Here is a 12,760-nt window from a genome sequence, read left to right on the forward strand (position 1 = left end):
GGGCCCCGAAAACAGATTGCCGACATGCTCATGCAAACCCAGACAGATGCCGCCAACCGGACGGCCCCCATTCTTGCACTCGACGGGATCACCAAGACCTTTCCCGGAGTCAAGGCGCTCGACGGTGTGTCGCTGCGGCTTTACCCCGGTCAGGTCACGGCGCTGGTCGGTGAGAACGGCGCAGGCAAGTCGACGGTGGTCAAGACGCTGACAGGTATCTACCAGCCTGACGGCGGTGACATCCTGCTCGATGGCCTGGCCACGCGATTTGCAAACTCGCAGGACGCGGCCAAGGCGGGCATCACCGCAATCCATCAGGAAACCGTCCTGTTCGACGAACTCACCGTGGCCGAGAACATCTTTCTTGGCCATGCGCCGCGCAACGCGCTTGGTCTGATCGACTGGAAGACGATGCAGCGGCGGGCATTGGAAATCCTCGGCAGCATCGGTGCCGAGATCGATCCGGGCCATCGTTTGCGCGATCTGGGCATTGCCAACAAACATCTGGTCGCAATTGCCCGCGCCCTGTCCATCGACGCCCGTGTGGTGATCATGGACGAACCCACCGCAGCCTTGTCCCATAAGGAGATTCAGGAACTCTACGAATTGGTGGAGACGCTGAAGGCGCAAGGAAAAGCGATCCTGTTCATCAGCCACAAGTTCGATGAGATCTTCCGCATCGCCGACCGTTATACCGTCTTCCGCGATGGTCAGTTTGTCGGCGACGGGCTGATTTCCGATGTGACAGAGGCCGAACTGGTCAAGATGATGGTTGGCCGCGATGTCTCTCAGGTCTTTCCCGTGCGTCAGAGCCATATCGGCGACGAGGTGCTTCAGGTTGTCGGCTACGATCACCCGACGGAATTTGCCGACATCGGCTTTACCCTGCGCCGGGGTGAAATCCTTGGCTTTTACGGACTGGTCGGCGCAGGCCGGTCCGAGTTCATGCAAGCCCTGTTCGGCATCACCAAACCGTCGAAAGGCGTGACCAAGATCGACGGCGAGATCCGCATCATCCGGTCGCCAGCCGACGCCATCAATCACGGGGTTGTCTACGTCCCCGAGGATCGCGGCAAACAAGGGGCGATCACCGCGCTGCCGATTTTTCAGAACGTCACCTTGCCGTCGCTGGGCCGCACCTCGCACAAGGGGTTCCTGCGTTTGGCGGAGGAATTCAGCCTTGCACGGGAATACACCCGGCGGCTGGACCTGCGCGCGGCGTCACTGGATACCGAGGTCGGCAATCTGTCCGGCGGCAACCAGCAAAAGGTGGTGATTGCCAAATGGCTGGCGACCCAGCCCAAGGTGATCATCCTCGATGAACCGACCAAGGGCATCGACATCGGATCAAAGGCGGCGGTGCATGAGTTCATGGCCGAACTGGCCGCGCAGGGTCTGGCCGTGATCATGGTCAGCTCTGAGATCCCGGAAATCCTTGGCATGTCCGACCGGGTGATCGTCATGCGCGAAGGCCGCATCGCCGCCGAACTGGCGGGCGACGACCTGACCCCCGAAACCCTTGTCCGTCACGCGGCCGGAATCTGAGGACCCGTTATGCTCCATCGCATTATCACTTCGCGCGAAACCCTGCTGCTCGGTGCGATAGCCGTGCTGCTGGCCTTGATCGCCACCCGCTTTCCGGCATTTGTCGCGCCTTCGAACCTTGCGGATGTGTTCAACGACACCTCTCCGCTGATCCTGCTGGCCATCGGGCAGATGGTCGTGATCCTGACCAAGTGTATCGACCTGTCGGTGGCCGCCAATCTGGCCCTGACCGGCATGGTCGTTTCCATGATCAATGTCGCCTTTCCCGGCGTGCCGGTTGCGGTGATCCTGCTTGTCGCCATCGCGCTGGGCACCGTCATGGGAATGGCCAACGGTGTGCTTGTCTGGAAACTGGGCATTCCGCCTATCGTGGTGACGCTTGGCACCATGACCATCTTTCGCGGCATCATCTTTCTGATTTCAGACGGGAAATGGGTCAACAGCCATGAAATGAGCCCGGCGTTCAAGGCGTTTCCGCGGGCTGACCTTATGGGTCTGCCGGTCCTAAGCTGGATTGCGATCCTTGCCGTGATCGTCCTGACAATCGTCATGTCACGCACGTCACTGGGCCGCGCGGCCTATGCGGTGGGCGGCAATCCCCATGCCGCGACCTATACCGGCATCGACGTGGGGCGCACCCAGTTCTGGGCCTTCACCATCTCCGGCGCGCTGGCCGGGCTGACCGGCTATCTTTGGGTGTCGCGCTACGCGGTGTCCTATGTGGACATCGCCAGCGGGTTCGAATTGGACGTGGTCGCGGCCTGCGTGATCGGCGGCATTTCCATCGCCGGCGGCATTGGCACGGTTGGCGGGGCGCTGTTGGGCGCGCTGTTCCTTGGCGTAATCAAGAATGCGCTGCCGGTCATCAATGTCTCACCGTTCTGGCAACTCGCCATCTCGGGGGCGGCGATCATCATTGCCGTCGCAGTCAACGCCCGTGCCTCACAGACCAAGGGCCGGATCATCCTCAAGTCAGCGGAGCACGCGGTATGACCGATACAACCCGTTTCATCCCCGACCGGCTGCAATCGCCGTTTCAAAAGCGCCTGAAAAGCTGGGAATCGCTGTTGCTGGTGGTGGCCATCGCCATTTTTGTCGCCAATAGCTTTGCCTCGCCTTACTTTCTGAACGCCTGGAACCTCAGCGACGCGACCTTCAACTTTACCGAAAAGGCGATGATCGCCTTTGCCATGGCGCTGCTGATCATCTCTGGCGAAATCGACCTGTCGGTCGCGGCAATCATCGCGCTGGCCTCGACCGCGATGGGCGCGGCCGTCGAGGCCGGGGCGGGCACGCCGGTGCTGATCGCTGTCGGGCTTGGCACCGGCCTGATCTGCGGTGCGTTCAACGGCGTTCTGGTCACCCGGATGGGCCTGCCCTCAATCGTTGTCACCATCGGCACGATGAGCCTGTTTCGCGGCATCAGCTTTATCGTGCTGGGTGACCAAGTCTACAAAGGCTATCCGTCAGACTTTGCCTTTTTCGGTCAGGGCTACGTGTTCTGGGTGATCTCTTTCGAACTGATGCTGTTTGCCATCCTGGCGGTGTTCTACGGCATCCTCCTGCACAAGACCAACTTTGGCCGCGCGGTCTATGCCATCGGAAACAACCCGACGGGCGCGCTGTTCTCCGGAATTCGGGTGGCACGTGTCAAATTCATCCTGTTCCTGCTGACCGGGCTGATGGCCGGTGTCGCGGCGGTCTGTCTGACCGCCCGGCTGGGCTCTACCCGTCCCTCCATCGCCTTCGGCTGGGAGCTGGAGGTGGTCACGATGGTGGTCCTTGGCGGCGTCAATATCCTTGGCGGATCGGGCAGCATACCGGGTGTGGTGATCGCGGCCTTTGTCATGGGGCTGGTGACGTTCGGTCTGGGGCTGCTGAACGTGCCGGGCATCGTGATGTCCATCGTCATCGGCGCGCTTTTGATCGGGGTCATCGCGCTGCCCCGGCTCTGGTCCATGTGGAAGGCACGGTGATGGAAAAACACGCCTTCAAGATGCGGCTGAATCCGGGCTGCGAGGCCGAGTATCGCAAACGCCACGATGAGATCTGGCCGGATCTGGTGCGTCTTCTGAAAGAGGCCGGTGTTTCGGACTATTCGATCCACCTCGACCGGGACACCGATACGCTGTTCGGTGTCCTCTGGCGGACAGAGAACCACGGGATGGATGCCCTCCCCACGACCGAAATCATGCGGAAATGGTGGGCGCACATGGCGGACATCATGGAAACCCACCCCGACAATGAACCCGTGGTGACGGAGCTTGTCTGCGTCTTTCACATGCCATGAAGACGGGTCATGTCGCCGTCATCGACATCGGCAAGACCAATGCCAAACTGGCGCTGGTCGACCTTGCCGACCTGTCGGAAATCGCCGTCATCACGCGGCCCAACACGGTGCGTCCCGGACCGCCCTACCCGCATTTCGACACCGAAGGGCATTGGGCCTTCCTGTTGGACGGGTTGAGGGACTTTCACGCCCAGCACGGTGTCCAGGCGATTTCGATCACCACCCACGGCGCCTGTGCCGCATTGCTGGACCGTGACGGCGCGCTGGCGGCGCCCATTCTTGACTATGAGCACACCGGCCCCGACGAGACCGCCGCCGACTATGACGCGATCCGCCCGCCCTTCGCAGAAACCGGTTCGCCAAGACTGCGCCTGGGTCTCAACATCGGCGCGCAGCTGTTCTGGCAGTTTGCGACCGACCGCGGGCTGGCCGAACGCACGCATCAGATCGTGACCTATCCGCAATACTGGGGCCACCGTCTGACCGGGATCGGGGCAACCGACGTGACTTCTCTGGGCTGTCACAGCGACCTGTGGAACCCGCATCGCCGCTGTTTTTCGTCACTTGTCGACGCGCTTGGCATCCGCGACAAGATCGCGCCCGCCAAGAAATCCAGCGACATTCTGGGGCCAGTCCTGCCGGACATTGCCGCGCGCACCGGGTTGGCCCCGGATACGCCGGTTTTTTGCGGCATCCACGACTCCAACGCGTCGCTGCTGCCGCATATCCTTGCCAACAGGCAACCGTTCAGCGTGGTGTCCACCGGGACATGGGTTGTCGCGATGACCGTTGGCGGGCAGGACGTCACACTGGACCCGGAACAGGACGTGCTGATCAACGTCAACGCGCTGGGCGACCCGGTCCCCTCTGCCCGCTTCATGGGCGGACGGGAACATGATCTGGCGACGCAGGGGCCTTATCCGGAACCCGACGACGCCGCGCTGGCTGTCGTCTTGGCAGAACAGCGTATGATTTTGCCCGGATTCGCCCCGGAAACCGGCCCCTTTCGCGGACAAAAGGCCCGATGGGTCGGGGCCGTGCCTGCGCCCGGCACCGCCTTGCGCGGCGCAGAAGTTGCGCTTTACCTCGCGCTTGTCGTCGCGCGGTGCCTGCAAAATACGGGCCACCGGGGGTCCATCATCGTCGAGGGGCCCTTTGCGGCCAATCCGGTTTTCCTGCGCATGTTGGCGGTCGCGACGCAGTCGACGGTTGTGGCATCGAAAGGCCAGACCGGGACCAGCCAAGGGGCCGCAATTGTCGCCTGCCAAGAGGCACGGGCCGCCGCCGAGGGGGACGCCTTTTCACTTGCCGAAGAGCCGCGCCTGACCGAAATGCGCGCCTATGCCGACGCTTGGACGCACGCCGTAGGCGATCCTGCGTTCTGACCATCACCCGGCGCGGCCTCTTGGGCGGACAACACAAGAGCCGCGCCATTCCTTGCTGTGGATCTGTTGGGCTTTGGAACTTCGCACCAAAGAGCACCAGTCCCAGCCCCTGCCCCCGCTCCGAGAATCTGGCCCCAGAATTCGGGCCCGGAATTCAGCCCCGGAGGTCAGCACCAGCCATCAGCCGACAGCGCCTTGTAACATTGGTATCCTGCTCACCGCGCTCGTCAAACAGCCGTGCCCAGGTTCGTGCCCTCGTCAATCTCCGTGGCGATCTTTGACCAGTGTCAGACCACTCTTGCGGTGATCGGCGGCACGATTTCCCCCCTTCAAACGCACAAAGTAATCCACCCAAACGGGGATCTGCCCCCGCTTTCCGATTTTGCGGGTCGCGGCTTGCGGCGGATTTCCAGATTGCCATTGTCGCGCTTGCCGACTAGAATACTAGTCTGCAATTAGTGACGAGGGAGCACATGGCTGGAAAATTGAAAGTTCTGGTTTACGGAACCGGCTTTGCCGGACAGGGACACGCCCAAGCATTCCGGGCAGCGGGGGCAGAGGTGGTCGGCATTGTCGGTCGCACCCCGAGCGTCGTCAGCGACGTGGCCGCGCAGTTGGCGATCCCTTTTTCCGGCACCGATTGGCAAGAGGCCCTGACCACCTGCCGTCCCGACATCGTCTCCATTGCGACGCCCGGCGGCGCGCATTTTGCACCGATCAAGCAGGCCATCGCCGCTGGCTGCCACGTGTTTTGCGATAAACCCATGACGGAAAGCGGCGAAACAGCCGCAGAACTGGCCAGCCTCGCCCGTGCCAAGGGGGTCAAGACGGCATATGCCGCCAGCTTTCGCTATGCGGCAAGCGTCCTGCATGCCAAGCGGCTGGTCGCCGAAGGCGCGATTGGCGCGCCGACCGAGGTGGAGTGCATCTCACACTTCAACCTTGAGTGCGACATCCCCTTTGGCTGGTCCCACCGCAAGGAAGACGGCGGCGGGCGGCTGAACAACAACTTTACCCATACACTGTCGATCGCCTGTTCGGTCATCGGTGAAACGATCCTGTCGGTCATCGGCGAGGTACGGGACGATCTCGGGCGTGCGCCCATCGTCGAGGGGGTGCACAACTTTGCCACCCGGCGGAACTTCATTCCGGACGATCTGAACGACCCATCGCTGAAATGGGGAGAAAGCAACGTCGAGTGGTCCTACACCGTACTGGCAAAACTGGAGAGCCCGTTGGCTGACCAGCCGGTCTCTGTGCTGTTCAAGCATGGCGGGCTGGTGCCCCGGTTTCACGACGACCACATCGTCTTTTACGGAACAAAAGGCGCCATCTACATCAAGGGCCATTACGGCAGCGGGCAACTGTACCACTGGGGCCGCGATAAGGTCTGGACGGAACTGGCCCTGCCGCACGACATCGCCGCTGCCGTCCCGGATGTGCAGGGCGAAACAGAACAGTGCTGGCACTACCTTGCGCGGATGTTCGTCAAGGACATCCAGGGCGAAGCGGTTGAACCGTATCCAACCTTTCACCAAGGCAGCCAGTATCAGCAGATCATCGACCTGATCCGCCGCAACGACAACTGGACCGACGTGTCCCACCTGACCTGAGGAAGGCAAAATGAAAATCACCGATGCAAAGGTCTTTGTCGGCGGACCAAAGAAGAACTACGTCACCCTCAAGATCATGACCGATCAAGGGGTTTACGGGCTTGGCGACGCCACGCTGAACAACCGCGAGACGCTGCCCGCGAAATACCTGCAAGACTACTTGATCCCCAATCTGATCGGGATGGACCCGCGCAACAGCGAGGACATCTGGCAGTTTTTCTACCGTGGCGCCTATTTCCGGCGCGGCCCCATCGCCATGGCGGCGTTTGGGGCCATCGACATGGCGCTGTGGGACATCAAGGGCAAGCTTGCGAACATGCCGCTTTACCAGCTTTTCGGTGGCAAGAGCCGCGAGGGCGCGTTGACCTACGCCCATGCCACGGGGGCCGATCTGGAGGATCTGATGGACTCCGTCGCGCATTACATCGAGCAGGGATACAAGGCCGTTCGCGTGCAATGCGGCATTCCGGGGATGCCCTCGGCCAGCTATGCGGTGCCCGAGAAGAAGGGGGACGTAAAGAACTACATCACCAATTACAGCGGTATCCGGCCCAAGGTCGAAGTTTGGGATACCGGAAAGTACATGCGCTACATGCCCGGCGCATTGATGGAAATCCGCGAGCGGTTTGGTCCGGAAATAGAGATCCTGCATGACGTGCATCACCGGCTGACCCCGCGCGAGGCCGCCGAGTTTGCCAAGGCGGTGGAACCCGTCGGCCTGTTCTGGCTGGAAGACCCGACACCGGCAGAGGATCAGAACGCCCTGCGCCTGTTGCGGCAGCACTCCACCGTGCCTGTGGCCATTGGTGAGGTCTTCAACTCGATCTGGGAATGCAACCGGTTGATCGAAGACGAGCTGATCGACTTCGTCCGCGTCGCGGTCACCTATGTGGGCGGCATCACCCACGCGAAACGCATCGTCGATCTTGCCGGGTTGCATCACGTCAAGACCGGCTTTCACGGCGCACCCAGCCATTCGCCGATCAGCATGGCGGCACAGGCGCATCTGAACGCCTGGGCCCCGAATTTCGGCATTCAGGAATACCTTGTGCTGGGCACACCCGAATGCGACGCACTGTTTCCCGCCGCACACAGGATGGAAAACGGCATGGTCTTTGTCAGCGATGCCCCCGGCCTTGGGGTCGACTTTGACGAGACAGAGGCCGCGCGCTATGACTATGCGCCGGGCAGCCACCCCATCGTGCGGTTGGAAGACGGAACTATGTGGAACTATTGACTCTAGTCCGGTGCAACGCCCTGCTTCCACCGCCCCTTGCGCAGGCGGAGGTGGAAGGGGCCGAACTTGATCAATTCCTCCGCCAGCAGCAGAGAAAAGACCCAAGTCACCGAGAGGTCTAGCCAAAGCACCGCCACGGCGGTGGCCGGCACCCGGAACAGCCATTGCGACCAGACGAAAATGTGCATGACATAGACCGTATCCCCACCCGCGCGAAGCGTGTTGCCGCAGATCGCGTTCGATCCCTTGGGGAAGGGCAGCAGCAACAGGATGGGCAGAAAACTGATGAGCGTGGCCTGCGTGTCCACGTGCAACTCTGAATAGATCCATGGCGTCGACAGGCAGACGCCCGCGTAGGTGATCGAGACAAATGTCGCGGCCACCAAGGCACCACGCCATGCCCCGGTCAGGAACCCGTCCAGATCCTCTGCCGGCGTGGCACGGCCCAAAAGCTGTGCCACGATGATCCCCGTCGCCTGCGCCCAGCTCATGCCGACCGTACCAGCAACCTGCACCCATGGCATGATGATGGTCATCGCCGCGAACTGGATCACCGGCAGCGTCGCGTAGATCAGGCCGCAGACACTCATCGCAATGGTGGCGCTGCCAAAGGTGGCGGCGATGGGCAGCGCAAAGACAAGGTGCCGCCGGACCGTCGCGGCAAAGCTGCCGTTGCGCCATCCGGCGCGGCGCAACAGGTCGCCGTGACGCCGCAACAACCGCCGCGCCAGAAACCCGACCTGCACCGTTGAGGCAAGGGCACTGCCCATGGCGGCCCCCAGAACGCCGAATTCGGGCGCGCCGAACAGTCCGTGAATCAGGATGAGGCTGGCCGCGATATTGATCGGGACGGCCATCAGATAGCTGAGGGCCGGCATTCGGGTATCCCCGCACCCGTTGAAAAAACTTGTCAGACACTGGCCGATGGCCTCGGCCAGAACGACCAAGGCAAAAACCGACAGGTAGCGCCGCGCTTCGGCGGCGATCCAAGCATCATGGGCCAATGTGTCGATGATCGCGCCAGCGGACAGACCAAGGATGGCCAGCCCCGCCACGACAACCACGACGTTGATCGTCAGCCCGGCCAACAAGGCCGATTTCATAAAGACCGGATCGCCGGTGCCAAAGGCCTGCGCGATGCGGATCTGGGTGGCGTTCGAAAACGCCACGATGAGACCCAGCAGCAGCCCCGCGATAGAGGCCGAAAGGCCCAGCACCGCGACCGCCGGTTCCCCCAACGAGGATACAAGATAGGCATCTACGACAACAATGCCGTGCAGCATCAAGGCCTTGAAGGTCAGCGGCCAAGCCAGATCAAAAACCGCGCGGGCGGCGGAGGTGTTCGGGGCACCAATGGAGTAGGTCATTTTCGGAAAGAATCCTTGTGCGACCGGTCGCATGGATCACGTCCGGACCTCGCGCGCGCGGGATCGGCCGCGCAGGACGTGGTGTCGTGACAGACGCCGGTCAGGGAATATCGGTCGCGGGCCGCGACCTCGCTTCAGCGGTCTTCGGGATCGAAGTAGTTCGCGTTACTCTTGGAGATGGCCTCGATGGTGGAATCCAGCCGCGACAGGTGCAGCATGCCTGCCTTGACCGCCGCCTCCTCGTCGCCTGCCGAAATCGCCGCTGCAATCACTTCGTGATCTTCCAGCAGTTGCGGCATCCGGTCTTCCTTGGAGAGGCCCAGTGTGCAGAGCCGGTCGACCTTGGCCTTTTCGGACGAGATGACCTCAAAGGCAAAGTCGACGCCCGCAATGTCGCACAGCGTCTTGTGAAAGGCATAATCCAGCGTTCCGAAGGCGCTGAAATCCCCGTCGGCAATCACCTTGCGCTGTTCGACAAGACAGGATTCCAGTCGTCCGGCGCCGTCGGCGTCACACAGACGGGCAGCGCGGCGCAGCACCTCGGCCTCGACCGCGGCCCGGACAAAGCGCGACTTTTCGATTTCGCGCGACGAAAAGCGTTTCACTTCGGTGGCGCGCTGCGGGCGGATCAGGAGCAGGTCGAGATTGGCGAGACGCGTGAAGGCATCGCGCACGGGCTGGCGCGACACCCCGAACTGCGCCGCGATCTCGGCTTCGGAAATCCTGTCGCCGGGGCGCAGGCGCAGCGACGATATCTCGCCGTAGAGATGGTCAAAAATCTCATCGACGGTGGTTCGGCGTTCATGGGCCAGTGTCGGCTGCATCACAAGATCCTTTTGGGTGCGGGTTTTATAGACGCGGAATCCGGAAAGGCCAACGTCGTCGGCCCCGTACGGTGCGTCGGGGTGTCATCGGGCAAGGACAGCAAGGACCGATGCGTGTCGGTCGGTGGCTGCAAGTGCCCGGCCTGAGGGCGGCAGTTGCCCGCCAAAAATGCGCGGGCGGTCGTTTCCGAATTGATAATCATTTCAACCTCTCTGCTCCGCGACGGGCAACCAGCGCCCGCCCGAGTCTCAACTTTATACTAGTATTCCAGATTTACGACTAGTATACCAGATGGAAATTCAGGCGAATCGTATCGCCTTGGAACCGGCGGGAGGCCGGGACGATTTGCAAAACCGGCCCATGCCACGCGCAGGGCAGTCTGGAGGAGGGCTCATGTCAGGGGTTCGTTTAGAAGGCATCGTAAAGACCTATGGCGCCGTGCAGGTCGTGCACGGCATCGACCTGGTGGTGCAGGAGAAGGAATTCGTCGTGCTTGTCGGCCCGTCCGGCTGCGGCAAGTCCACCACGCTGCGCATGATTGCGGGGCTGGAAGAGATTTCGGACGGCGATCTGACCATCGACGGACGGTTGGTGAACCGGGTCGCACCCAAGGATCGCGACGTGGCGATGGTGTTCCAGAACTATGCGCTTTATCCGCATCTGAACGTCGCCGACAACATCGCCTTTGGCCTGCGCATCCGCAAGGAAAGCAAGGAAAACATCGCCGCCTCCGTGGACGAGGTGGGCAAAATCCTGGGGCTGACGCCCTATCTGGAACGCCGTCCGGCGGATCTTTCGGGCGGCCAGCGCCAGCGGGTCGCCATGGGCCGGGCCATCGTGCGCCGCCCCAAGGTGTTCCTCTTTGACGAGCCGCTGTCGAACCTCGACGCCAAGCTGCGCACCCAGATGCGGGCGGAAATCAAGCGCCTGCACAAACGGCTGGGCGCAACCAGCATCTACGTCACCCATGATCAGGTCGAGGCGATGACCCTCGCGGATCGCATCGTTGTCATGCACGACGGGCGGATCGAACAGATCGGCACCCCGATGGAACTGTTCCTGAACCCCGCCAACACCTTTGTCGCGGGGTTCCTTGGCTCTCCGCCGATGAACATGGTCAAGGCCACAATCGGCGCGGGCGATCAGGGCCCGGTCGCAGAGTTCGGCGGCCAGAGCGTCCAGCTGCAACCGCTGCCATCGTTGCAGAATGCCGTGGGGCGGGACGTGACACTGGGCATTCGGCCAGAGTTCGTCACCGTGGCGGATGACAGCACCTCGGGGCGTGTCGGTCTGGATGTCGATCTTGTCGAAACTCTGGGCTCAGAGGCGCTTATCCATGCCAATCTTCAGGGCGACCCTTTTGTGATCCGCACCGACACCGTCGGCCAGATGAATATCCTCGACGGCATTTCCGGGTTCACCATCGCCCCGCACCTGATCAAGGTGTTCGACGCTCAGAACGGTCAGGCGCTGCCCGGACAGGTGCTGGTCCAATGAGCAGCGATCCCGATTTCATCTCTTCCGCCGGGCCAAAGACCGAAGAACTGGTCTTTGACGCCTCCGAAGCACAGCGCCGCCGCAAGCCCAGCCGCGTCCAACGGGTGGGCGACCACCTGAAGCGGGAATGGCAGCTCTACGTCATGCTGATCCCGACGATCCTGTGGCTGCTGATCTTCCTCTACAAGCCGATGTACGGCTTGCAGATCGCCTTTAAGGATTACTCGATCTTCCGCGGCGTCGCGGGCAGCCCGTGGATCGGGTTCGCGCATTTCGAGGCGCTGTTCGGCAACGACCAGTTCCTGCGCGCGCTCAAGAACACCATCATCATGAGCGCCTACGGCCTGCTGTTCGGCTTTCCGGTGCCGATCCTGCTGGCGCTGATGTTCAACGAGGTGCTGAACCAGACCTTCAAGAAATCCGCGCAGACCATTGTCTACCTGCCGCATTTCATCTCGTCGGTGATCATCGCGGGGATTGTGATGACCGCCTTCTCGCCATCGGCAGGGATCGTGAACACCTTCCTCGGCTGGTTTGGTGTCGATCCTGTCTACTTCCTGACCAAGCCGGAATGGTTCCGCCCGATCTTTATCGGCACGGGCATCTGGCAAGAGGCCGGGTTCCAGTCGATCGTCTATCTGGCCGCCATCGCGGGGGTGTCGCCGACGCTGTATGAATCGGCCGTGGTCGATGGCGCCAGCCGCTGGCAGATGATGTGGAAAATCACCGTCCCGTCGATCATGCCGACGATCATCATCATGCTGATCATCCGCATCGGCAACATCCTCGAAGTCAGCTTCGAGATGATCATCCTGCTGTACCAGCCGGCGACCTACCAGACCGCCGACGTGGTCAACACCTTCATCTACCGCCAGGGCCTTCAGGGTGGGCAGTACGACTTTGCCGCCGCTGCCGGACTGTTCAACGCGCTGGTTGCCTTCGTTCTGGTGATGACCGCGAACACGATCTCCAAGCGCTATTCGCGCACGTCACTGTGGTGA

General features: G+C 61.8%; 11 protein-coding genes. 9 read left to right on the forward strand and 2 right to left on the reverse strand.

Annotated elements, in window-relative coordinates; genetic code table 11:
- Nucleotides 1-24: 24 nt before the first annotated feature.
- The 7 genes from ACN0S5_RS13605 (at nucleotide 25) to manD (ending at nucleotide 8,070) form a co-directional block, all read left to right on the forward strand.
- A complete protein-coding gene (locus ACN0S5_RS13605) occupies nucleotides 25-1,545 on the forward strand; it encodes a sugar ABC transporter ATP-binding protein (RefSeq protein ID WP_417209063.1) in 1,521 nt (506 codons plus the stop codon).
- A 9-nt stretch (nucleotides 1,546-1,554) separates the two neighbouring features.
- A complete protein-coding gene (locus ACN0S5_RS13610; protein ID WP_417209065.1) occupies nucleotides 1,555-2,538 on the forward strand; it encodes an ABC transporter permease in 984 nt (327 codons plus the stop codon).
- Nucleotides 2,535-3,521: an ABC transporter permease gene (locus tag ACN0S5_RS13615; protein WP_417209067.1), complete on the forward strand. Its 987-nt coding sequence runs from the start codon at nucleotides 2,535-2,537 to the stop codon at nucleotides 3,519-3,521. The genes ACN0S5_RS13610 and ACN0S5_RS13615 overlap by 4 nt, the downstream gene beginning before the upstream one ends.
- Complete coding sequence (gene rhaM / locus ACN0S5_RS13620) at nucleotides 3,521-3,835, forward strand: L-rhamnose mutarotase (RefSeq protein WP_417209069.1); 315 nt, start codon at nucleotides 3,521-3,523, stop codon at nucleotides 3,833-3,835. The genes ACN0S5_RS13615 and rhaM overlap by 1 nt, the downstream gene beginning before the upstream one ends.
- The gene (locus tag ACN0S5_RS13625) at nucleotides 3,832-5,220 is read left to right on the forward strand and encodes an FGGY-family carbohydrate kinase (RefSeq protein ID WP_417209072.1); all 1,389 of its coding nucleotides are present in this window, start codon (nucleotides 3,832-3,834) and stop codon (nucleotides 5,218-5,220) included. The genes rhaM and ACN0S5_RS13625 overlap by 4 nt, the downstream gene beginning before the upstream one ends.
- A 473-nt stretch (nucleotides 5,221-5,693) precedes the next feature.
- Nucleotides 5,694-6,833 (forward strand): Gfo/Idh/MocA family protein, encoded by a 1,140-nt coding sequence (locus tag ACN0S5_RS13630; protein WP_417209073.1) that lies wholly within the window; start codon nucleotides 5,694-5,696, stop codon nucleotides 6,831-6,833.
- A gap of 10 nt (nucleotides 6,834-6,843) precedes the next feature.
- Nucleotides 6,844-8,070 (forward strand): D-mannonate dehydratase ManD, encoded by a 1,227-nt coding sequence (manD, locus tag ACN0S5_RS13635; RefSeq protein ID WP_417209075.1) that lies wholly within the window; start codon nucleotides 6,844-6,846, stop codon nucleotides 8,068-8,070.
- A gap of 2 nt (nucleotides 8,071-8,072) precedes the next feature.
- Here the strand turns inward: manD and ACN0S5_RS13640 are convergent, their stop codons facing one another.
- Together ACN0S5_RS13640 and ACN0S5_RS13645 are read right to left on the reverse strand one after the other, a co-directional pair.
- On the reverse strand, nucleotides 8,073-9,437 hold the full coding sequence (locus ACN0S5_RS13640) for an MATE family efflux transporter (protein ID WP_417209078.1): 1,365 nt from the start codon (nucleotides 9,435-9,437) through the stop codon (nucleotides 8,073-8,075).
- Nucleotides 9,438-9,571: 134 nt separating this feature from the next.
- Nucleotides 9,572-10,261 (reverse strand): GntR family transcriptional regulator, encoded by a 690-nt coding sequence (locus ACN0S5_RS13645; protein WP_417209081.1) that lies wholly within the window; start codon nucleotides 10,259-10,261, stop codon nucleotides 9,572-9,574.
- Between the two features lie 394 nt (nucleotides 10,262-10,655).
- On the opposite strand from ACN0S5_RS13645, the gene ACN0S5_RS13650 reads away from it, so the two are divergent.
- Together ACN0S5_RS13650 and ACN0S5_RS13655 are read left to right on the forward strand one after the other, a co-directional pair.
- The gene (locus ACN0S5_RS13650; RefSeq protein WP_417209083.1) at nucleotides 10,656-11,759 is read left to right on the forward strand and encodes an ABC transporter ATP-binding protein; all 1,104 of its coding nucleotides are present in this window, start codon (nucleotides 10,656-10,658) and stop codon (nucleotides 11,757-11,759) included.
- Nucleotides 11,756-12,760: an ABC transporter permease gene (locus ACN0S5_RS13655; protein ID WP_417209086.1), complete on the forward strand. Its 1,005-nt coding sequence runs from the start codon at nucleotides 11,756-11,758 to the stop codon at nucleotides 12,758-12,760. The genes ACN0S5_RS13650 and ACN0S5_RS13655 overlap by 4 nt, the downstream gene beginning before the upstream one ends.

The organism is Antarctobacter sp. (genome assembly GCF_048262615.1).
Lineage (GTDB): Bacteria > Pseudomonadota > Alphaproteobacteria > Rhodobacterales > Rhodobacteraceae > Antarctobacter.

Bases quoted from the DNA above. Each gene is read 5' to 3' on its own strand.
- ACN0S5_RS13605 (WP_417209063.1), top strand. From the start codon at position 25: ATGCTCATGCAAACCCAGACAGATGCCGCCAACCGGACGGCCCCCATT.
- ACN0S5_RS13610 (WP_417209065.1), top strand. From the start codon at position 1,555: ATGCTCCATCGCATTATCACTTCGCGCGAAACCCTGCTGCTCGGTGCG.
- ACN0S5_RS13615 (WP_417209067.1), top strand. From the start codon at position 2,535: ATGACCGATACAACCCGTTTCATCCCCGACCGGCTGCAATCGCCGTTT.
- rhaM (WP_417209069.1), top strand. From the start codon at position 3,521: ATGGAAAAACACGCCTTCAAGATGCGGCTGAATCCGGGCTGCGAGGCC.
- ACN0S5_RS13625 (WP_417209072.1), top strand. From the start codon at position 3,832: ATGAAGACGGGTCATGTCGCCGTCATCGACATCGGCAAGACCAATGCC.
- ACN0S5_RS13630 (WP_417209073.1), top strand. From the start codon at position 5,694: ATGGCTGGAAAATTGAAAGTTCTGGTTTACGGAACCGGCTTTGCCGGA.
- manD (WP_417209075.1), top strand. From the start codon at position 6,844: ATGAAAATCACCGATGCAAAGGTCTTTGTCGGCGGACCAAAGAAGAAC.
- ACN0S5_RS13640 (WP_417209078.1), bottom strand. From the start codon at position 9,437: ATGACCTACTCCATTGGTGCCCCGAACACCTCCGCCGCCCGCGCGGTT.
- ACN0S5_RS13645 (WP_417209081.1), bottom strand. From the start codon at position 10,261: ATGCAGCCGACACTGGCCCATGAACGCCGAACCACCGTCGATGAGATT.
- ACN0S5_RS13650 (WP_417209083.1), top strand. From the start codon at position 10,656: ATGTCAGGGGTTCGTTTAGAAGGCATCGTAAAGACCTATGGCGCCGTG.
- ACN0S5_RS13655 (WP_417209086.1), top strand. From the start codon at position 11,756: ATGAGCAGCGATCCCGATTTCATCTCTTCCGCCGGGCCAAAGACCGAA.